This window comes from Isoptericola aurantiacus, from assembly GCF_044769875.1.
In the GTDB taxonomy this organism is placed as follows: Bacteria; Actinomycetota; Actinomycetes; order Actinomycetales; family Cellulomonadaceae; genus Isoptericola; species Isoptericola aurantiacus.
The window spans coordinates 1,320,814-1,340,678 of the sequence record NZ_JBJBAE010000001.1 but is presented as its reverse complement, the minus strand read 5'-3'; the positions used below and the strand labels follow the sequence as shown (position 1 = coordinate 1,340,678).

Below are 19,865 nucleotides of genomic sequence, written 5' to 3'. Positions count from 1 at the left end.
CTACGTGGTCGGCGCCACCGAGTTGTGCAGCACCCGGGCCGCCTCGCCGATCGTGCCGGACAGCGAGGGGTAGACGGTGAAGGCCTCGGCCACGTCGTCCACGGTGAGCCGGTGGGAGACCGCCAGGGTGACCGGGAAGATCAGCTCGCTGGCCCGCGGTCCGACGACGACGCCGCCGAGCACCACACCGGCCTCGGGGTGGGCGAACAGCTTGACGAACCCGTCGTGCACGCCGTGCATCTTGGCGCGCGGGTTGCGCGCCAGCGGCAGCGTCGTGGTCACGTACCGCGAGCCCTTGCTGCGCAGACCCTCCTCGGAGTACCCGACGGTCGCGATCTCCGGCGCGGTGAAGATGTTCGCGGCCACCGCGCCGAGGCGGAGCGGGGCGACGGCGTCGCCCAGCGCGTGCGCCATCGCCACGCGCCCCTGCTGCGCGGCCACCGAGGCAAGCGGCAGCACACCGGTGCAGTCCCCGGCGGCGTACACGCCGCGCACCGAGGTCCGCGAGACCCGGTCGACCTGGATGTGGCCGGAGTCGGAGACCTCGATCCCGGCCTCGGCCAGACCCAGGCCCTCGGTGTTGGGGACGCCGCCGACGGCGATGAGCACGTGCGAGCCCTCGACGACGCGCCCGTCGGTGAGGGTGACGGCCACCCCGTCGGCGGTGCGCTCGGCCCCGGCGGCGCGGGAGCGGGACATGACGGTCATCCCGCGGGACCGGAAGACACCCTCGAGCAGCTCGGCGGCGTCCTCGTCCTCGCCGGGCAGCACCCGGTCGCGCGAGGACACCAGCACGACGTCGGACCCGAGCGCCTGGTAGGCGCCGGCGAACTCGGCGCCGGTGACGCCCGAGCCCACGACGATCAGCCGCTCGGGCAGCTCGTCCAGGTGGTAGAGCTGCGTCCAGCTGAGGATGCGCTCGCCGTCCGGGGCCGCCGTCGGCAGGGTGCGCGGGGTGGCGCCCGTGGCGAGCAGCACGATGTCGGCGTCCAGCGTGACCTCGTCACCGCCGTCGGGCGGGGTCACCACCACCCGGCTGGGGCCGTCCAGGCGCCCCTCGCCCACGACGATGCCGACGCCCTCGCGCTCTAGGCGCCCCCGGACGTCGGCGGACTGGGCCGCGGCCAGCGCCCGCACCCGGGTGTTGACCGCCTGCAGGTCGACGAGGCTGCGGCGCACGCCCTGGTCGTCACCCGGCGAGACGGGCGCGCCGCCGGTGCGGATGCCGAGCTCGGGCGCGGACTCGGCGATGGTGAGCCACTCGGCGGTGGCGATGAGCGTCTTGGACGGGACGACGTCGGTCAGGACCGCGGCGCCGCCGAGCCCGTGCCGTTCGACCACGGTGACGTCGGCTCCGGCTCGCCGCGCGACCAGCGCGGCCTCGTAGCCTCCGGGGCCGCCGCCCACGACGACGACGGAGTGGTTGGGTCCGGCAGGAAGAGTTGTCGAGGCAGCCACGGCAGCCATTGTCGCAGCCCCGGCGGGGTGCCGCGGGCCGGGCTAGTCTCGGCACCATGAGTACCGCAGCTTCTCCGGTCCCGGACCTGGACGACCCGAGCACCGACCCGTTCGACGTCGCCCGCGCGGCGGCCGAGCACATCGCCGGAGCGACCGGGGTGCCCGGTCACGACATCGCTCTCGTCCTCGGCTCGGGGTGGGGCGGTGCGGCCGAGCTCGTGGGCGACGTGGTCGCCGAGATCCCCACCCACGAGATCCCGGGCTTCACCCGTCCGTCGGTCGTCGGGCACGCCGCCACGACGCGCTCGATCCGCATCGAGCGCCCGGACGGCTCGACGCGCCAGGCGCTGGTCATCGGCGGGCGCACCCACCTGTACGAGGGTCGCGGGGTGCGCCGGGTCGCGCACGGCGTGCGGACCGCCGCCGCGACGGGCTGCACCGCCGTGGTGCTCACGAACGGGTGCGGCGGCCTGCACATGGCCTGGCGCCCCGGCCAGCCGGTGCTGCTCAAGGACCACCTCAACCTCACGGCGACCTCACCCCTGGAGGGCGCGACGTTCGTCGACCTCACCGAGGTCTACTCCGCGCGGCTGCGCGAGGTGGCGCGGTCCGTCGACCCGGAGCTGCCCGAGGGCGTGTACGCCCAGTTCCCCGGTCCTCACTACGAGACGCCGGCCGAGGTGCGGATGGCGGGCCTGATGGGCGCCGACCTGGTCGGCATGTCGACCACGCTCGAGGCGATCGCGGCACGGCACTGCGGCATGGAGGTGCTGGGGATCTCGCTGGTGACGAACCTCGCGGCGGGGATCAGCCCGCACCCCCTGTCGCACTCCGAGGTCCTCGAGGCCGGCGCCGCGGCGGCCCCGCGGATCGGCGAGCTGCTCGCGACGATCGCCCGGTCGATCTGAGGAGGCCGTGATGACGACCGACCTGCCCACGCTGCTCGAGCAGGTGGAGACCTGGATCCGGCACGACGTCGACGACGCGGACGTCGACGAGCTCACCCGGCTCGTCGGCTTCGCCACGGCCGACGAGGGCCGCCGCCACCCGACCGCGCTCGCCGAGCTGGCCGACCGGTTCGCGGGGACCCTGCAGTTCGGCACCGCCGGGCTGCGCGGGACCATGGCCGGTGGTCCGAACCGGATGAACCGCGCCGTGGTGATCCGCGCCGCGGCCGGGCTGGGCGCCCACCTGACCCAGACCCTGGGCCCGGGGTCCGGGCCACGCGTCGTCGTCGGCTACGACGCGCGACACCGCTCGGCCGACTTCGCCCGCGACACGGGCGCCGTGCTCGCCGCCGCCGGTGCGGAGGTGCTCATGCTCCCCCGCCCGCTGCCGACGCCGGTGCTCGCGTTCGCGGTGCGCCACCTGTCCGCCGACGCCGGGGTCATGGTCACTGCCAGCCACAACCCCGCTGCCGACAACGGGTACAAGGTGTACCTGGGCGGTCGGATGGTCACCGACGCGGGTCAGGGTGCGCAGATCGTGCCCCCGCACGACGCCCACATCGCCGAGCAGATCGCCGCCGTCGGCCCCGCGGACCAGGTGCCGCGCAGCGACGAGGGATGGGCGGTGCTGGGCGACGACGTCGTGGAGGCGTACCTGCGCACGCTGGCGCCCCTGCGCCCCGCCGACCCGGTCGCGGCCGGGCACCTGAAGATCGTCACGACGTCCCTGCACGGCGTCGGAGGGCGCCTGCTCGCCCGCGCCCTGGCCGACGCCGGGTTCACCGACGTCACGCCGGTCGAGGAGCAGGTGGCCCCCGACCCCGACTTCCCCTCGGTGTCCTTCCCCAACCCGGAGGAGCCCGGGGCGATGGACCTCGCCCTCGGGCTGGCCATCGCGGTGGGCGCGGACCTGGTGATCGCCAACGACCCGGACGCCGACCGGTGCGCGGTGGCCGTCCTCGACGTCACCCAGGGCACCCACCTGGGGGTCGAGACCGCACGCTCGAGCGGCTGGCGGATGCTGCACGGCGACGAGGTGGGCCTGCTGCTGGGCGACGATGCCGTGTCCCGGGCCACCGCAGGCTCCGGGGCGACGGTCGCCTCCTCGGTCGTGTCCTCGCGGGCGCTGGCTCGCGTGGCGGCCGACGCGGGCGTGTCCCACGCGACGACCCTGACGGGGTTCAAGTGGATCTCCCGCACCCCCGGCCTGGTGTTCGGGTACGAGGAGGCGCTCGGCTACTGCGTGGACCCCGAGCACGTCCGGGACAAGGACGGCATCAGTGCCGCCGTCGTCGTCGCCGCGATGGCGGCCCGGCTCAAGGTGTCCGGGCGCACGCTCGTCGATCGACTGGACGACGTCGCCCGCGCGCACGGGCTGTACGTGACCGACCAGCTCGCCGGACGGTTCGACGACCTGGCGCAGATCCCCGAGACCATGTCCCGGCTGCGGTCCGCGCCGCCCCGGTCGCTCGGCGGCTCTCCCGTGCACACCGTGGTGGACCTCGCCGACGGGTACGACGGCCTGCCGCCGACCGACGGGATCCTGCTGCTCGCCGAGGACCACACGCGGGTGATCGTGCGACCCTCGGGCACCGAGCCGAAGGTCAAGTGCTACCTGGAGACGGTGACGGCGGTGGGTGCCGAGGCGTCCGCTCTCGACGTCGGCCGCGCGCGGGTCGCGGCGCACGAACGCCTCGACGACCTCAAGAAGGAGCTCGCCGGCCACCTCGGGCTCTGACGTCGCGCCGTCAGGCCAGGGCGGCGTCGTCCTGCTCGACGGCGGCGTTCCAGTCCTTCTTGGCGGCACGCCAGGCCTCGTCGTCGTGCCCGCGCCGCCAGTAGCCGGAGGCGGACAGCAGCTCGCGGGGCACCCCCAGCCCGGCGCGGGCCCAGCGGCGCAGCTCGCGCACGCAGGAGGCCTCGCCGTGCAGGAACGCCTGGGGGACGCCGTCAGGCAGCTCACCGGCGGCGTGCGCGGACTGGACCGCCGCCGCCAGGTCCCCGGTCCCCCGGTGGACCCAGGTGAGGCGGACGTCGGCGGCGGTCGCGATCGCCTGTTCGTCCACCGGTCCGGGAACCTCGACGAAGGCGTGCGCCGTCGTTCCGGCGGGCAGCGCCTCCAGCGCCGCCGCGATCGCCGGCAGCGCGGCGTCGTCGCCCACCAGCAGGTGCCAGGGCGCGTCCGGGTCCGGCGCGTAGCCACCGCCCGGTCCCAGGAAGGTGATCTGCTCGCCCGGCTGCACGCGGGCCGCCCAGGGGCCTCCCAGCCCGTCGTCGCCGTGGACGACGAGGTCGATGTCCCACTCGCCGTCCCGGACCGCGCGGATCGTGTAGGTACGGACCACGGGGCGGGCGTCGGGGACCGGCGGCGGGCCGAGGACGAGCTTGATGTAGCGGTCGGTGAACCCGGTCGGGTCGACGGTCGGCACGTCGCCGCCGGCGACGGTGACGCGCACCATGTGGTCGGTCACCCACCGCACGGCGGTGATGGTCGCGGTCTTCGGGGTGCGCTTGCCGGCGGGCGGGCCGCCGCGGCGCTCGGTGGTCTCAGTCATCGTAGGTAAGGCTAACCTCTTTGACCCGGTGGTCGGTCCGTCCGCCGTCAAGCCCGGTCGAGTCGACGCAGGCCCGTCACCGCGAGCCACACCGCCAGGACGACGACGAGCGGCACGGCCGGCTCGCCGAGGCGGGCCAGCGTCCAGGCCGCACCGACCACCACCAGCCAGCCGCGCACGAACCACCCGCCGACCACCACCATGCTCATGTCCCCACCCGGACCGGACATCGGGGTGAACAGCTCGGGCGGTGCCTGCGTCGCCCCCGCCACCCAGGGCCGCACCCCGAGCACCGCGAGCAGCTCGGCGGCCACGACCACCGCCGTGGCGCCGTCGACCGGGACGACGGCGGCCGCAACGCCGAGCCCGAGCGCTCCGACCACCACCGCCAGGGCCGCGGGGACGCCCAGATGACCCAGCGCGGCCCGCCACGGACCGCCCGGCAGCAAACCGGCCGGGTCCCGCTGCTCCGCCATGTCCCGCAGCCCGCCCGCCCACACGGCCGAGGCCGCGTACAGCACCACGCCGCCGCCGACAGCCGCCGCCGCAGTCCCGGGCCCGCCGTCGGCCGCCACGGCGACCAGAGCCGCACCCAGGGCGCCTCCGAGGACCGACCCGGTCAGGGCACCGACCCTCCGCCCGAGGCCCACCAGATCACGTGCCACCAGCGGTGCCCGCTGCAGGAGCCACGCGGGGAACGAGCCGCGGCGGCGAGAGCCCGACGCCGGACCACGCCTGGCACCCACCCCCGCGGCGTCGCCGCCGGCCAGCGCGGCACCGGCCTGCACCGTCCTCTGCCAGGACGCCACGGCGTCGTCGACGTCGAGGTGGTTCGGCAGGACGACGAGCAGGAGACCGCCGCACACCACCGCCAGGACCACCGCGAGGACCGGCACGATGCCGACCGCAGCGGCCGGCAGGGAGCCGGGGGCGATCGCGACGGCCGCCGCGAGCACGGCGGTCACCACGGCGACACCCCGGGCCGCCGCCCGCCACCGCGGGCCCTGCGCCGCCACCGCGAGCGCCAGCGGCAGCTGCGCCGTGCCCGCGGCGCACAGCGCCCACCCGAGCAGGTCCCCCGCCGGGCCGCCGCCGGCCGCGAGCGCCGATCCGACCAGGGCGGCCGCAGCCCCGGCCGCGACGATGAGCACCACGACGCGCCGCCACAGGACGGTGCGCGGGTCCCAGACACCCGACAACGCGTAGGTGCCGTCGACGGCGGTGACCCACAGCGGCACTCCCCACCGCGCGCCGAGGACGCCCGCCAGCCCTGCGGCGCCGACGGCGACGCCCCCGAGGGCGACGGCGTCCTCGCGGCCCGCGGAACCGCCCACGAGGCCGAGGGGCCCGGCGACCTGCGAGAGCGCGGACCACAGGATCGGTCCGTACATCAGGGCCAGCAGGACGAACCCGTAGGCGAGGTACGTCTGCTCGCTCGGGTCACCGGACCCGGCGGCGCGCCGTCGTCCGCGGAACGTCCGCAGCGCACGGACCCACCGACGCCACCGCGCATAGGGCATCACGGTCACGGACGTCGCGGCGCCCGCCGCCGTCACCGGCGCGGTTCCGCGAGCTCGACGACGGGGCCGCGACCCGCGAGGACCTCGCGCAGCCCCGGGTCGTGCGTGGCGGCGAGCACGGCACGTCCCTGGTCCAGGGCGCCCAGCACGAGCTCCCGTGCGACCTCGCGCCACCGGGCGTCGAGCCGCTGCTCCGGCTCGTCGAGCAGCACGAGCGACGCGGGCCGGTACAGCGTCGCCACCAGGGCGAACATCTGGGTCTCGCCGGAGGACAGCTCCGCGGGGTACTGGTCGCGAACCCGGTCGAGCGTCGCAGCGGCGAGCGCCTCGTCGACCTCGGGGCCCGGGTACCGGCCGGCCCAGGCGACCTGGACGAGCCGCAGGTGCTCGGCCACGGTCAGGTCGGGGTAGGCGGGAACCGGCCCGAGGAGCCGCGCGATCCGGTCCCGGTACCGCCGCCGGGCCCGTTCCGCCGGCGCGCCGAGCACGGTGGCGGTGCCCGACGTCGGCGCCTCCGCACCGGCGACGAGTCGCAGGAGCGTCGACTTGCCGGCACCGTTGGGCCCGACGACGGCGGCCCCCTGCCCGGCGCGCAGCCGCACCGACGTGGGCGCCAGCACCTGCACCGTGCCGTAGGTACGGGTGACGGCGACGGCGTCGACCAGGACGTCGCCGGCGGGTTCCGAGGTCACGCCGCCGACGTTACCGGCCCGGCGGCGTGACCTGCGCGTCAGTACGAGCCGCCGTCCGGCGCCGTGGTGTCCGCCCCGCCGTCGGCGTCGAACCCGGCCAGGACCGCGCCGGTACCGGACAGGCCCAGCCGGGTGGCGCCCGCGGCGATCATCGCCTGGGCGTCGGCCAGCGTGCGCACGCCCCCGGACGCCTTGATGCCGAGCCGTCCGCCGACGGTCGCGGCCATCAGCTCGACGGCGTGCACCGAGGCACCGCCGGTCGGGTGGAAACCGGTGGAGGTCTTGACGAAGTCGGCGCCCGCCGCCTCGGCCGCACGGCAGGCCGCGACCACCTCGGTGTCGGTCAGGGCGGCGGACTCGATGATGACCTTGAGGATCTTGTCGGCCGGGACCGCGGCCCGGACCGCCGCGATGTCGTCCTGGACGACGTCGAACCCGCCCGCCTTCGCGGCACCGACGTCGATGACCATGTCGACCTCGTCGGCGCCGTCCAGCACGGAGCGCGCCGCCTCGGCGGCCTTGATCTCGCTCGCGTGCTTGCCGGACGGGAAGCCGCACACGGTCGCCACCGCGAGCCGACCGCCGGCCGCCTCGACGGCGTGCGCCACGAACGTCGGCGAGACGCACACGGAGAACACCCCGAGGGCCGCACCCTCCGTCACGAGCGCGCTGACGTCCGCGGCGGTCGCCTCCGGCTTGAGCAGCGTGTGGTCCACGTACCGGGCCAGCTCGACCGCGGTGGCGGGCGTCGGGTGCTCGCTCATCGGAGGGCCCCCTCGACCTTCTGGTAGCCCGGCAGGATCAGATCGTCGACGAGCGCGCGCCGCTCGTCGTGGTGCACGAACGCGCTCCAGGCGGCCGTCAGGGTGACGTCGGCAAGGTCGTCGATCGTCCAGCCCGCCTCGGACACGAGCAGCCGCATCTCGTGGGACATCGACGTGCGGGACATCAGCCGGTTGTCCGTGTTGAGCGTGACCGCGAAGTCCAGCTCCTTGAGACGCGTGATCGGGTGGTCCGCGATCGAGGTGACGCCCGGTGCGGCGTCGGTCTGCAGGTTCGACACCGGGCAGACCTCCAGGGCGATCTGGTGGTCGCGGACCCAGTTCGCCAGCGGCCCCAGCGTCGCGGTGCGGTCGTGCTCGGACAGCAGGACGTCCTCCATGATGCGGACGCCGTGACCGAGCCGGTCGGCCTGGCCCAGGTGCACCGCCTGCGCGATCGAGTCGAGCCCGGCCGCCTCCCCGGCGTGGATCGTGGTGGGGAAGTTCTGCTCGGCCAGGAACCGCCACACCTCGGCGTGCCGGTCGGGGGCGAAACCGTCCTCCGGTCCCGCGATGTCGAACCCGGCCACGCCGGCGTCGCGGTAGGCGACGGCCAGCTCGGCGATCTCGATCCAGCGGTCGGTGTGTCGCATGGCGGTCACGAGCTGGCCCACGCGGATGGTGCGACCCTCCTGGGCCGCCTCACGCACACCGGCATCGATGCCGGCCTGCACCGCCTCGACGGTCTCTGGCAGCGACATGCCCCGCTGCAGGTGCTGCTCCGGGGCCCACCGCTGCTCGGCGTAGACGACGCCGTCGGCGGCCAGGTCCAGCACGGCCTCGCGAGCGACGCGGGCCAGGGCCTCCGGCGTCTGCATGGCGGCGATGGTGTGGTCGAACGTCTCCAGGTAGCGAGGCAGCGACCCGGAGTCGGCGGCGTCCCGGAACCAGGTGGCCAGGGCGTCGGCGTCCCCGGCGGGCAGCTCGTGCCCGACGGCGTCGCACAGCTCGAGCACGGTCTGCGGGCGCAGGCCGCCGTCGAGATGGTCGTGCAGGAGCACCTTGGGCAGGTCGGGGATCTCGTCCAGGAGGGCTTGCGTCATGGCCCCAACCTACCGGCGCCGGGGTGCTCGCGCCGACACGGCGGGCGCGCCCGCGTGGGGGTCGTCCCTGCGGATCTCACCCGGCGTCGTCGGGGTCGTCGTCGGGGACCTCGCCGGCCTGCTCCGCGACGTCCGCCTCGTCGGCGGTGCCGTCCAGGTCGGGCCGGGCCGGACCCGGGTGATAGTCCTCGGCCTCGCCGCCCCGGCCGGGCGGGGTCGGGGGCCGGTCGGCCTCGTCCACGAGGCTCGTGGTGTCGTCAGGGGCCTCCAGGCCCGCGTCGCGCCAGGAGTCGGAGGGTGTGGTGCTCATGTCTGCCATGGTGGGCCCTGGCCGCTGCGCCCGCGCGGCAGGATCGCCCACACCAGGTGCGGCCACCCGCCCAGCGCCCGTGTCCGCGCCGCCGTCACCACGCCGTCGCGCAGCAGCGCGGCGGACAGCGCGTGCAGCGTGCCCGACGACGGCTCGTACAGCCGGGCGGCCGCCTCGCCTCCCGTGCCGGTCACCGCGGTGAGCAGCACGACGTGCCGCGGGACCGCCGTCGGGACACCCCGGCCCAGGTCGCCGCCGGAGTACAGGGGCACGGGCACGCCGGCAGCGGCGGCTGCCAGGGCGGCGTCGAGCACCCGCCGTGCGGCCCCGCTCCCGGGTGCCCCCACCACGCGGTGGGTGTAGGCCACCGGCCCGTAGCGGGCCTCCCGCGCAGCGCCCCACGGCGGGGTCCCGAACCGGGTCGGCCACCCGGGCAGGCCGCGGGGACCCCGGGTGGAGGCGCGGTGGACCGCCTCCTGGTCGGCGGCGAAGGCGGCCGCCGGATCGGGCGCGGTGGCCAGGCGCAGGGCCGATGCCGGGTCCCCGGCGTACCTCAGCACGGTCAGGACCGCGGCTCCGCAGGTGACCTGCGAGGTCTGGCGGGCCGGAGTGCCTCCGGGCAGCCGGAGCGTGCGGACCTCGCCCGACGCCGGACCGGAGCGGTCCAGGGGGTCGCGCACCCAGGAGGCCGAGCGGGCGGGCAGCGCGTCGATCCGGGCGAGCAGCTCGGGCCCGACGGCGGGCGTGCGGTACCGGCCGGCCGGAGGGGCCGGAGGCGGTGCGCCACCGAACAGGCCCGTCGCGGCGAGCAGGTCGGTCAGGCGCACCGCGGGGACCATGAGCTCAGTGGATCCGGTCCAGGACGATCGGCCGACGCCGCGGCACGCCGTCCGGGGCGACGTCCCAGGCGCCGTCGAGCGCATCGAGCGCACGCCCGAACCGGTCCGGTGTGTCGGTGTGCAGGGTCAGGAGCGGCTGACCGGCGACGACCTGCTCACCGGGACGGGCGTGGATCTCGACGCCGGCACCGGCCTGCACCGGGTCCTCGCGGCGCGACCTTCCTGCCCCGAGCCGCCAGGCGGCCACGCCCACGGCGTAGGCGTCCAGCCGCGTCACGACCCCGGACCGGTCGGCGAGCACGTCCTGGGTGTGCCGCGCCCGCGGCAGCTCGGCGTCCGGGTCACCGCCCTGGGCGGCGATCATGCGACGCCACACCTCCATCGCACGGCCGTCGGCCAACGCCGCCCGGACCTCGGCCTCGTCCACCGGGCGCCCCGCGGCGGCCAGCATCTCCACGGCCAGCGCCACGGTGAGGTCGACGACGTCGTCCGGGCCGCCGCCGTCGAGCACCTGGACGGCCTCGCGCACCTCGAGCGCGTTCCCGGCGGTGCGTCCCAGCGGCGTCGCCATGTCGGTGAGCAGCGCGACCGTCCGCACCCCGGCGTCGGTACCGAGCTCGACCATGGTGCGTGCGAGCTCGCGGGCCTGCGTGAGGTCCTTCATGAACGCGCCCGAGCCGACCTTGACATCGAGCACCAGGGAGCCGGTGCCCTCGGCGATCTTCTTCGACATGATCGAGCTCGCGATGAGCGGGATCGCCTCGACCGTGCCCGTGACGTCGCGCAGCGCGTAGAGCTTCTTGTCCGCGGGGGCGAGACCGGCGCCCGCCGCGCAGATCACGGCGCCGACGTCCTCGAGCTGGGCCAGCATCTCGGCGTTGGTCAGGGCGGCCCGCCAGCCGGGGATCGACTCGAGCTTGTCGAGCGTGCCACCCGTGTGCCCCAGCCCGCGTCCGGACAGCTGCGGGACGGCGACGCCGAACACGGCCACGAGCGGCGCCAGCGGCAGGGTGATCTTGTCCCCCACACCCCCGGTCGAGTGCTTGTCCGCCGTCGGGCGCGACAGCGCGGAGAAGTCCATCCGCTCGCCGGACGCGATCATCGCCTGCGTCCACCGCGCCACCTCGCCGCGGTGCATGCCGTTGAGCAGGATCGCCATGGCCAGGGCCGACATCTGCTCCTCGGCGACCACCCCGCGGGTGTAGGCGTCCACGACCCAGTCGATCTGGGCGGCGGACAGCCGGGCGTCGTCACGTTTGGTGCGGATGACGTCGACGACGTCGAACGGTTCGCTCATCTGTCCAGGTTCTCCGGTCCGAAGGCCTGCGGCAACATCCGCTCCATCGGGATCACCCCGTGGGGGGTCTCGACGAGCAGGTCGGCGCCGCCGTGCTCCCACAGGAGCTGACGGCAGCGGCCGCAGGGCGTGATCACGTCGCCTCGGTCGTCGACGCAGGTGAAGGCCGTCAGCCGGCCGCCTCCGCCGGTGACGAGCGCCGAGACCAGCGAGCACTCCGCGCACAGGGTGACGCCGTAGGCGGCGTTCTCCACGTTGCAGCCGACGAGGAGCCGGCCGTCGTCCGCGTAGGCGGCGGCCCCGACGGCGTAGCCCGAGTAGGGCACATAGGCGTGGCGGCCGACGTCACGGGCGGCCCGCCGCAGGGCGTCCCAGTCGATCGAGGCGTCGGGCACCCGCTACTCCTTGGTGTACGGGGTGGCCAGCGCCGCCGGCGGCCTCGACCGGCCGACGAGCCCCGCCACGGCGAACAGCGTGACCACGTACGGCAGCATCAGCATGAACTGGCTGGGCACCGGCGAACCGACCACGCTGAGCACGTTCTGCAGGTTGGTCGCGAAGCCGAACAGCAGTCCGGCCAGCGCGGCCCGCACGGGGTTCCACTTGCCGAAGATCATCGCCGCCAGGGCGATGAACCCCGCGCCCGCGGTCATCTCCCGGTTGAACTGGTTGATCGAGACCACGGTGTAGAAGGCGCCGCCCATGCCGCCGATGGCGCCCGCCACGAGCAGCGCCCGGTACCGCGTGCGCAGGACACCGACGCCGACGGTGTCGGCCGCTCGCGGGTGCTCGCCGACCGCGCGCAGGCGCAGCCCCCAGCGGGTGCGGAACAGGCCGAACCAGACGCCGGGCACGATGAGATACATCAGGTAGACGATGATCGTCTGGTCGAACAGCACCGGGCCGATCACCGGGATGCGCTCCAGGAACGGGATCGGGATGCGGTCGAACCGGGTCGTCGAGTTCAGGGACTCGGTGTTCGGCACGAGCACGAGCGAGTAGAAGAAGCTCGTCAGGCCGATCACCAGCACGTTGAGCACGACGCCGACGATGATCTGGTTGACCCGGTAGGTGATGGTGAACAGGGCCAGCACCAGCGCTACCAGGGCCGCGGCGGCCATCGCGGCGACGAGCCCGACCCAGGGGCTGTTCGTCAGCGACCCGGCGATGGCGGCGGTGAACGCGCCCGCCAGGAGCTGGCTCTCGATGGCGATGTTGATCGTGCCCGACCGCTCGCCGATCACGCCGCTCAGCGCGCCGTAGACCAGCGGCACCGACAGCACGAGCGCGCCGCCGAGCAGGCCGACCACCGACAGGTCGCGCGGGCTGCCCGCCGCGGCCCAGGCCAGGAAGCCGACCAGCAGCGCCGCGGCGTACACCGACGGCACCCACAGCGGGGTGCGCCGCCCCCGCCGGGTGGACAGCACGGACAGCACGAGCATCACCGCGCCGACGGCGGCGCAGACCCACGCCGTGGCCATGCCCGGGATGACGTAGACGGGGAACTGGAAGAAGTCCGTGGGGGTGGACAGCGCGAACCGGGCGCTGCCCTCGTGCGGCGCCAGCAGCAGGAGCAGCACGTCCAGGGCGAGCACGACGCCGAGCGCGATCGGCGTCTTCCACGTCACCGAGCTCACGGTGCGGGGTGCGGCCGGCGTCGACGCCGGGGTGCTGTCGACGGTGGGGGCGCTCATGCCGACACCTCCTTCCGGGCGGCGCGCGGCCGCTTCTTCCTGGGGCCGCTGCCCGGCTGCGGGAGCCGGAAGATCGCGCGCACGAGCGGCGGCGCGGCGATGAACAGCACGATGAGGGACTGCACGACCAGGACGATCTCGATCGGGATCCCCTCGGCGGCCTGCATGGCCGAACCACCGGCCTTGAAGCCGCCGAACAGGATGCCGGCGCCCAGCACCCCGATCGGGTTCGAGTTGCCCAGCAGCGCAACGGTGATCGCGTCGAAGCCGATCCCGGCGTCGATGTCCGCGCCGAACCCGGTCGTCACCGTGCCGAGCACCTGGGTGACTCCCGCCAGCCCCACGAGGGCACCGGCCACGAGCATCACCGAGACGGTGGACCGGGGCACGTCGATGCCGGCGACACGGGCGGCGCGCGGGTTCTCGCCGACCGCGCGGTAGGAGAAGCCGACGGCGGACCGGTTGAGGATCCACCACACGACGGCGACGGCCACGAGCGCCAGGACGAAGCCCCAGTGCAGGGTGTACCGGTCCCCCAGCAGCGGCGGCAGCTGGGCGGACTCCGGCGTCGGCGGGGTCTTGGGGTTGGCCGAGCCCGGGGCCTGCATGAGACCCGGCGTCGCCAGGAAGTACGACAGCAGGTAGTAGGCGACGTAGTTGAGCATGATCGTCACGATCACCTCGTGCGCGCCGGTGCGTGCTTTGAGCAGACCGGCGATCCCGGCCCACAGCGCGCCGGCAAGGACGCCGGCGACGATCGCGAGGATCAGGTGGATCGGGAACGGCACCCCCGTCACCCCGAACCCGACCCAGCCGGCCGCGGCGGCGGACATGAGCATCTGCCCCTGGCCACCGATGTTCAGCAGGCCCGCCTTGAACGCCAGCGCCACACCCAGGCCGGCCGCGATGAGCGGCGTGGCGTTGTTCAGCGTCTGGGTCAGCGGGCGGATGCCTGCCGCGAAGCTGTCGGCGCGGAAGTTGTAGACCGCGCCCTGGAACAGGGCGGAGTACGCACCGCCGACGGCCTGGCCCACGGCCGCGAGCGTGTCGCCGGGCCGCGCGAAGAAGTAGCTCGCGGCGTCCTGCACCGCCTCGTCGGTGACGACGATCATCAGGGACCCTGCGATGACGGCGAGGAGGATCGCGCCCAGGGAGACCGCCCAGCCGCCCGCGGCGATCCGCCGGAAGGCGTCCTGCCAGCGGTCCCCGGTCTCGTCGACGGCGGGCGGCGCCTCGCGGGCGTCCTCCTGCTCGATCTCCTCGACGAGCCCGGGATCGACCTCGTCCGAACCGGGATCGACGGGCGGGTCCACGCGCTCGGCGTCGGTCCCGGTGGGGTCGTCCTCGTTCCGCTCGGCGTCGTGCCGGCGCGGCGCGTCGCTCACGCGGCCTCTCCTTCGGTCTCGGGTGCGATGCCGGCCATCATCAGGCCGAGCACGTCGCGCGGCGTGTCGGCCGGGACGATGCCGACCACCTGGCCGCGGTACATGACCAGGATGCGGTCGGCCAGCGCCACCGCCTCGTCGAGCTCGGTCGACACCACGACGACGGGGATGCCGGCGTCGCGGGTGGCCACGATGCGCTTGTGGATGAACTCGATGGACCCGACGTCGACGCCGCGCGTGGGCTGGGCCGCCACCAGCAGGCGGAGGTCACGCGAGAGCTCGCGCGCCAGGACGACCTTCTGCTGGTTGCCGCCGGACAGCCGGCCCACGGGCAGGTCGATCCCGGTGGTGCGCACGTCGAACTCCTCGACCCGCTCCCGGGCGAAGTCGTCGCGGACGCCGAGCTGCATGCTGCCGGCCCGCACGAACGGCGGCCCGTCGGTGCGGTCGAGGATGAGGTTCTCGGCGATGGAGAACTCACCGACCAGGCCGTCGGTGTTGCGGTCCTCGGGGACGAACCCGACGCCGGCGTCGAGCACCTGGCGGACGCTGCGGCCGCGGAGCTCGGCCCCGTCCAGCCGGATCGAGCCGGTCAGGTCCGGGTGCAGCCCGATCAGAGCCTCGGTGAGCTCCGTCTGCCCGTTGCCCTGGACGCCGGCGACGACGAGGATCTCACCGCCGCGCACGGCGAAGCTCACGTCGTCGACCACGACCTGGCCCTCGGAGTTGGCCACCACGAGGTGCTCCACCGCGAGCTCGTTGTCGCCGCGCCGCGGCGCCTCCTTGTCGACCGTGAGCTGCACGGCGCGACCCACCATGAGGGAGGCCAGCTCGTTGTCGGGGGCCGTCGGGTCGGCCTCCCCGACGACCTTGCCGTGGCGGACCACGGTGATGCGGTCGGCCACCTCGCGGACCTCGCGGAGCTTGTGGGTGATGAAGACGATGGCCTTGCCCTCGTCCTTGAGCTGGCGCATGATCGCCATCAGCTCGTCGGTCTCCTGCGGGGTCAGCACCGCGGTGGGCTCGTCGAACACGAGCACCTGCGCGTCGCGGCTCAGCGCCTTGATGATCTCGACGCGCTGCTGCACGCCGACCGGCAGGTCCTCGACCAAGGCATCCGGGTCCACGTGGAACCCGAACCGGTCGGCGGTGCCGCGCACGGTCTCCCGCGCCGCGGACAGGTCGAGGACGCCCGGGCCGCTCGTGGTCTCGTGCCCGAGCATGACGTTCTCGGCCACGGTGAACACCGGCACGAGCATGAAGTGCTGGTGGACCATGCCGATGCCGGCCGACATCGCGTCGCCGGGACCGTCGAAGTCCTGGACGACGCCGTCGAGGAGGATCTCGCCCTCGTCGGCGTCGTACAGCCCGTACAGGACGTTCATCAACGTGGACTTGCCCGCACCGTTCTCCCCGAGGAGGCAGTGGATCTGACCGGGTTCGACCACGAGGTCGATGTGGTCGTTGGCCACCAGCGCGCCGAAGCGCTTGGTGATGCCGCGCAGCTCGAGCCTCATCGCGGTCCGTCCGTCCTTCCGTCCGGTTCTGGGGATCAGCCTAGGGCGCACGGCGCGGCGGGACACGGTGAGCTCCGTGTCCCGCCGCGCCGGCGGGTTGACGTCAGGTGCGACTCACTGGTCCAGGTAGGACGTGACCTCGAGCTCGCCGTCGATGATCTGCTGCTGCAGGTCCTCGACCTCCGTCATCAGCGCCGGGTCGACCTTGTCCTCGAAGTCGTGCAGCGGGGCCAGGCCGACGCCCTCGTTCTCGAGGGTGCCGATGTACGGCTCGGGGTCGAACTCGCCCTGGCCGGCGGCCAGCACGGCCTCGTAGGTGGAGACGTCCATCTTCTTGAGGATGGAGGTCAGCACGTACGGCTGGGTCGTCGGGTCGCTCTCGTAGAAGTCGGCGTCGACACCGATGAGGGCGACGTCGCGGCCCGAGTCCTCGATCGCCGCGATGGCGGACTGGTAGATCGGACCGCCGACCGGCAGGATCACGTCGACGCCCTGGTCGAGGATGTTCTTGGCGGTGGTCTTGGCCGTCTCGTTGGCCACGAACTCGCCGGTGAAGGCACCGTCCTCGCCGCCGTTGTAGCCGATGAGCTCGACCTTCGCGTCGTTGGCCTGGTTGTAGTACTCGACGCCCTGCTTGAAGCCGTCCATGAAGATCGTCACGGTCGGGTACGGCGCACCGCCGAAGGTGCCGACCTTGCCGGCCTCGGAGTAGCCCGCGGAGAGGTAGCCGGCGAGGAACGCGGCCTCGGCCGTGTTGTACAGCAGCGGCTTGATGTTCGGCGCGTCGGTCTCGCCGTCGAAGTCGTTGTCCGCGGCGTCGTCGACCAGGAAGTAGTTGATGTCCTCGTTGGCGTTCGCGGACTCCACGGTGTCGGCGGACAGGGCGAACCCGACGGACACGATGCCGTCGCAGCCCTGGTCCACGAGCGACTGCAGGTTCGGCTGGAAGTCGGTCTCGGACTGCGACTGGACGTCGATGAGGTCGACACCCATCTCCTCGGCGGCCTGCTGGGCGCCCTCGAAGCTGAGCTGGTTGAAGCTCTTGTCGTCGAACCCGCCCTGGTCGGAGACGATGCACGGCGTGTAGTCGACGGCCTCGCTCTCGGCCGTGTCCGTCCCTCCGGTGCCCTCCTCCTCCGGGGCGGTACCGCATGCTGCCAAGGTCAGTGCCGCAACGCCGGCGAGGGCGGTGAGACGGATCGCACTCTTCACCAGTCACTCCTGTCGATGAGGTTCGGTGAGACCGGGTCGCAACCCGTCTCACGATCAGAGATGGACAGCCTAGCGATGCCGCGAGGAGGTATCAGCCACTGAGGGGTGCCGTGGCCGAGTCGTTATCGAATGGGTACACCGCTGGAATGAGGTGCGTCACACCGCTTCCGGACGACCGAGGGCAAACCGCCCGAGCAACCGGGCACCGATGCCGATCGAGCGTTCGTCGACGACCAGCTCGCCCTGATGGATGTCATAGCGACGCTCCCCCGGCGTGGCCGTCCCGAGGCGCGCCATCGCCCCCGGGACCTTGGTCAGGTACCACGCGAAGTCCTCGCCGCCGAGCGACTGCTCGGTCAGGACCACGCCGTCCTCGCCGAGGACCTCGGCCCCGGCGGACTCGAGGAGCGCCGTGACGCCGGCGTCGTTGTCGACGGGTGGCACGCCACGCACGTGGTGGACGCTCACGTCGACGTCGTAGGGGGCCACCACCTGGCCGACGGCGTCGTGCAGCACCTGGCCGGCCTTCTCCCACGCCCGCACGTCCAGGCAGCGCAGCGTCCCTCGGGCCACGCCGGTGGCGGGGATGGCGTTGTGCGCGTGCCCGGCCTCGACGGCGCCCCAGGTCAGGTTGACCCCCGACCGCGGGTCGAGCCGGCGGCCGAGCACCGCCGGCACCTGCGTGATGACCTGGCCGAGGGCGTAGACGACGTCGCCCGTCAGGTGGGGGCGGGAGGTGTGCCCCCCGCCGGAGGACAGCGTGACCGTCACCAGGTCGGACGCCGAGGTGATCGGTCCGATGCGGGTGCCGACCCTGCCCACGTCGAGCTTCGGCTCGGCGTGCACGGCCGCGATCCGCTCGACGCCGTCGAGCACACCCTGCGCGATGACCTCGTGGGCACCGCCGGGCATGGTCTCCTCGGCGGGCTGGAACACCAGGCGCACCCCGACGTCGAGCATCCCCTCGGCGTCGAGCCGGGCCAGGGCGAGCCCGGCGCCGAGCACGACGGCGGCGTGCACGTCGTGCCCGCAGGCGTGGGCCACGCCCGGCGTGGTCGAGACGAAGTCGCACCCGCACAGGTCGTCCAGCGGGAGCGCGTCGATGTCGGCCCGCAGCGCGACCCGTCCGCGGCCCGGCACGTCCGGGCCGACGTCGCAGGTCAGCCCGGTGCCCTCGAGCAACCGGGGCTGCAGCCCGGCCGCGCGCAGCCGGTCGGCGAGGACCGCCGTCGTGCGGAACTCCTGCCGGGCCGTCTCCGGGTGGGCGTGCAGGTCACGCCGGACCGCGACCAGCTCGGGCTCGAGGTCCGCGACGAGCTCGTCCAGGCGGGCTCCCGCGGCGGCGTCGGCGCGCGGCGCGCGTGGCGGCGGCGTCACAGCAGGTCCTCGCGCCCGTGCTCGCGCACGGCGTCCACCATGCTGCGCACCTGCTGGGCACGAGCTCGGGTCGTGACCAGCACGGCGTCGGGGGTGTCGACCACGACGACGTCGTCGATGCCGAGCAACGTGACGGTGCGTCCGCCGGCGGGGACCACGACCGACCCGGCGCTGTGCACCCGCACCACGTCGGCGGCGTCCCCCAGCACCTTGGACCCGGCGTCGTCGTCGGCCGGGAGCAGCGCCGCCAGGGAGTTGAAGTCCCCGACGTCGTCCCAGCCGAAGGATCCCGGGACCATCGCGACACCACCCGCCGCGGCCACCGGCTCGGCCACGGCGTGGTCGATGGCGATCCGCTCCAGACCCGGCCACTCCGCGGCCAGCACACGGTCGCGGTCCGGGGTGTCCCAGGCGGCCGCGACCCGGCGCAGGCCGTCGTGCAGCGCAGGCCGCTGCTCGGCCAGATGACCCAGCAGCACGGTCGTGCTCGCGACGAAGATCCCCGCGTTCCAGCGGTACTCGCCCGAGGCCAGGTAGGTGCGGGCGGTGGCGGCGTCCGGCTTCTCGGTGAATCCGCGCACGTGCACCGCGCTCGGCGCCCCGGCCACGCCGAGCGGTTCGGCCCCGTGGACGTAGCCGAACGCCGTCGACGGCCGGGACGCGGCGATCCCGACGGTGACGACGTACCCCGCCCGGGCCGCCTCGACCGCCTCGCGCACGGACCGCTCGAACTCCGCCTGGCCCGAGATCACCTGGTCGGCGGCGAACGAGCCCAGCACCACCTCGCCGTGGCGGTGCTCGAGGACCGCGGCGGCCAGCCCGACGGCGGCCATCGAGTCGCGCGGCGACGGCTCGGCGAGCACCTGCTCCGCCGCCAGACCCGGCAGCTGGGCGCGCACGGCCTCGACGTGCCGGGCACCCGTCACGACGCACAGGCCGTCGTCCCCCGCCAACGGGGCGAGGCGGTCGGCGGTGGCCTGCAGCAGCGACCGCCCCGCACCCGTGAGGTCGTGCAGGAACTTGGGGACGTCGGCCCGGGACACGGGCCACAGGCGGGTCCCCGCGCCGCCGGCGGGCACGACGGCACGGAATCCGGCGATCGCTGCAGAAGGCATGGGGGCAGCATAGTGACGCAGCCGCCGGCGATGACGTGACCCCTGTGGAATCGATCACAGAAAGTGCGCAGAGATGCCGTTTT

The 19,865-nt window shown here is 74.2% G+C and carries 18 protein-coding genes; 2 read left to right on the top strand and 16 right to left on the bottom strand.

Annotated features, from left to right (window positions below):
* Nucleotides 1–1,467: an NAD(P)H-quinone dehydrogenase gene (locus tag ACIQLL_RS06025; RefSeq protein WP_402464334.1), complete on the bottom strand. Its 1,467-nt coding sequence runs from the start codon at nucleotides 1,465–1,467 to the stop codon at nucleotides 1–3.
* A 47-nt stretch (nucleotides 1,468–1,514) separates the two neighbouring features.
* On the opposite strand from ACIQLL_RS06025, the gene ACIQLL_RS06020 reads away from it, so the two are divergent.
* Together ACIQLL_RS06020 and ACIQLL_RS06015 are read left to right on the top strand one after the other, a co-directional pair.
* Nucleotides 1,515–2,366: a purine-nucleoside phosphorylase gene (locus ACIQLL_RS06020; protein ID WP_402464332.1), complete on the top strand. Its 852-nt coding sequence runs from the start codon at nucleotides 1,515–1,517 to the stop codon at nucleotides 2,364–2,366.
* A gap of 10 nt (nucleotides 2,367–2,376) precedes the next feature.
* Nucleotides 2,377–4,143 carry a phospho-sugar mutase gene (locus tag ACIQLL_RS06015; RefSeq protein WP_402464330.1) on the top strand — a complete coding sequence of 589 codons (1,767 nt, stop codon included), beginning with the start codon at nucleotides 2,377–2,379 and terminating at the stop codon, nucleotides 4,141–4,143.
* 10 nt (nucleotides 4,144–4,153) lie between these two features.
* Here ACIQLL_RS06015 and ACIQLL_RS06010 read toward each other — a convergent pair whose 3' ends face one another.
* The 15 genes from ACIQLL_RS06010 to ACIQLL_RS05940 form a co-directional block, all read right to left on the bottom strand.
* The gene (locus ACIQLL_RS06010) at nucleotides 4,154–4,960 is read right to left on the bottom strand and encodes a siderophore-interacting protein (RefSeq protein WP_402464328.1); all 807 of its coding nucleotides are present in this window, start codon (nucleotides 4,958–4,960) and stop codon (nucleotides 4,154–4,156) included.
* A 47-nt stretch (nucleotides 4,961–5,007) separates the two neighbouring features.
* The gene (locus tag ACIQLL_RS06005; RefSeq protein ID WP_402464326.1) at nucleotides 5,008–6,489 is read right to left on the bottom strand and encodes a hypothetical protein; all 1,482 of its coding nucleotides are present in this window, start codon (nucleotides 6,487–6,489) and stop codon (nucleotides 5,008–5,010) included.
* A 23-nt stretch (nucleotides 6,490–6,512) separates the two neighbouring features.
* Entirely contained in the window at nucleotides 6,513–7,172 is a 660-nt protein-coding gene (locus ACIQLL_RS06000; RefSeq protein WP_402464324.1) for an ABC transporter ATP-binding protein, read from the bottom strand.
* Between the two features lie 38 nt (nucleotides 7,173–7,210).
* Nucleotides 7,211–7,936 carry a deoxyribose-phosphate aldolase gene (deoC, locus tag ACIQLL_RS05995; RefSeq protein WP_402464322.1) on the bottom strand — a complete coding sequence of 242 codons (726 nt, stop codon included), beginning with the start codon at nucleotides 7,934–7,936 and terminating at the stop codon, nucleotides 7,211–7,213.
* A complete protein-coding gene (locus ACIQLL_RS05990) occupies nucleotides 7,933–9,036 on the bottom strand; it encodes an adenosine deaminase (RefSeq protein ID WP_402464320.1) in 1,104 nt (367 codons plus the stop codon). The genes deoC and ACIQLL_RS05990 overlap by 4 nt, the downstream gene beginning before the upstream one ends.
* A 76-nt stretch (nucleotides 9,037–9,112) precedes the next feature.
* Complete coding sequence (locus ACIQLL_RS05985) at nucleotides 9,113–9,346, bottom strand: hypothetical protein (protein ID WP_402464318.1); 234 nt, start codon at nucleotides 9,344–9,346, stop codon at nucleotides 9,113–9,115.
* A complete protein-coding gene (locus ACIQLL_RS05980) occupies nucleotides 9,343–10,185 on the bottom strand; it encodes a hypothetical protein (RefSeq protein WP_402464316.1) in 843 nt (280 codons plus the stop codon). The genes ACIQLL_RS05985 and ACIQLL_RS05980 overlap by 4 nt, the downstream gene beginning before the upstream one ends.
* A 4-nt stretch (nucleotides 10,186–10,189) precedes the next feature.
* Nucleotides 10,190–11,482 (bottom strand): thymidine phosphorylase, encoded by a 1,293-nt coding sequence (locus ACIQLL_RS05975; protein WP_402464315.1) that lies wholly within the window; start codon nucleotides 11,480–11,482, stop codon nucleotides 10,190–10,192.
* Nucleotides 11,479–11,877 (bottom strand): cytidine deaminase, encoded by a 399-nt coding sequence (locus tag ACIQLL_RS05970; RefSeq protein ID WP_402464313.1) that lies wholly within the window; start codon nucleotides 11,875–11,877, stop codon nucleotides 11,479–11,481. The genes ACIQLL_RS05975 and ACIQLL_RS05970 overlap by 4 nt, the downstream gene beginning before the upstream one ends.
* A gap of 3 nt (nucleotides 11,878–11,880) precedes the next feature.
* The gene (locus ACIQLL_RS05965; RefSeq protein ID WP_402464312.1) at nucleotides 11,881–13,176 is read right to left on the bottom strand and encodes an ABC transporter permease; all 1,296 of its coding nucleotides are present in this window, start codon (nucleotides 13,174–13,176) and stop codon (nucleotides 11,881–11,883) included.
* Nucleotides 13,173–14,561 carry an ABC transporter permease gene (locus ACIQLL_RS05960; protein WP_402464310.1) on the bottom strand — a complete coding sequence of 463 codons (1,389 nt, stop codon included), beginning with the start codon at nucleotides 14,559–14,561 and terminating at the stop codon, nucleotides 13,173–13,175. The genes ACIQLL_RS05965 and ACIQLL_RS05960 overlap by 4 nt, the downstream gene beginning before the upstream one ends.
* A complete protein-coding gene (locus ACIQLL_RS05955; RefSeq protein ID WP_402464308.1) occupies nucleotides 14,558–16,078 on the bottom strand; it encodes an ABC transporter ATP-binding protein in 1,521 nt (506 codons plus the stop codon). The genes ACIQLL_RS05960 and ACIQLL_RS05955 overlap by 4 nt, the downstream gene beginning before the upstream one ends.
* A gap of 114 nt (nucleotides 16,079–16,192) precedes the next feature.
* Nucleotides 16,193–17,290, bottom strand: coding sequence for a BMP family lipoprotein (locus tag ACIQLL_RS05950; protein WP_402464306.1), 1,098 nt, complete (start codon nucleotides 17,288–17,290; stop codon nucleotides 16,193–16,195).
* 156 nt (nucleotides 17,291–17,446) lie between these two features.
* On the bottom strand, nucleotides 17,447–18,667 hold the full coding sequence (locus tag ACIQLL_RS05945; protein WP_402464304.1) for an amidohydrolase: 1,221 nt from the start codon (nucleotides 18,665–18,667) through the stop codon (nucleotides 17,447–17,449).
* Nucleotides 18,664–19,782 carry a mannose-1-phosphate guanylyltransferase gene (locus ACIQLL_RS05940; RefSeq protein ID WP_402464302.1) on the bottom strand — a complete coding sequence of 373 codons (1,119 nt, stop codon included), beginning with the start codon at nucleotides 19,780–19,782 and terminating at the stop codon, nucleotides 18,664–18,666. The genes ACIQLL_RS05945 and ACIQLL_RS05940 overlap by 4 nt, the downstream gene beginning before the upstream one ends.
* Between the last annotated feature and the right edge of the window lie 83 nt (nucleotides 19,783–19,865).

Bases quoted from the DNA above. Each gene is read 5' to 3' on its own strand.
- ACIQLL_RS06025 (WP_402464334.1), bottom strand. From the start codon at position 1,467: ATGGCTGCCGTGGCTGCCTCGACAACTCTTCCTGCCGGACCCAACCAC.
- ACIQLL_RS06020 (WP_402464332.1), top strand. From the start codon at position 1,515: ATGAGTACCGCAGCTTCTCCGGTCCCGGACCTGGACGACCCGAGCACC.
- ACIQLL_RS06015 (WP_402464330.1), top strand. From the start codon at position 2,377: ATGACGACCGACCTGCCCACGCTGCTCGAGCAGGTGGAGACCTGGATC.
- ACIQLL_RS06010 (WP_402464328.1), bottom strand. From the start codon at position 4,960: ATGACTGAGACCACCGAGCGCCGCGGCGGCCCGCCCGCCGGCAAGCGC.
- deoC (WP_402464322.1), bottom strand. From the start codon at position 7,936: ATGAGCGAGCACCCGACGCCCGCCACCGCGGTCGAGCTGGCCCGGTAC.
- ACIQLL_RS05990 (WP_402464320.1), bottom strand. From the start codon at position 9,036: ATGACGCAAGCCCTCCTGGACGAGATCCCCGACCTGCCCAAGGTGCTC.
- ACIQLL_RS05985 (WP_402464318.1), bottom strand. From the start codon at position 9,346: ATGAGCACCACACCCTCCGACTCCTGGCGCGACGCGGGCCTGGAGGCC.
- ACIQLL_RS05980 (WP_402464316.1), bottom strand. From the start codon at position 10,185: ATGGTCCCCGCGGTGCGCCTGACCGACCTGCTCGCCGCGACGGGCCTG.
- ACIQLL_RS05975 (WP_402464315.1), bottom strand. From the start codon at position 11,482: ATGAGCGAACCGTTCGACGTCGTCGACGTCATCCGCACCAAACGTGAC.
- ACIQLL_RS05965 (WP_402464312.1), bottom strand. From the start codon at position 13,176: ATGAGCGCCCCCACCGTCGACAGCACCCCGGCGTCGACGCCGGCCGCA.
- ACIQLL_RS05955 (WP_402464308.1), bottom strand. From the start codon at position 16,078: ATGAGGCTCGAGCTGCGCGGCATCACCAAGCGCTTCGGCGCGCTGGTG.
- ACIQLL_RS05940 (WP_402464302.1), bottom strand. From the start codon at position 19,782: ATGCCTTCTGCAGCGATCGCCGGATTCCGTGCCGTCGTGCCCGCCGGC.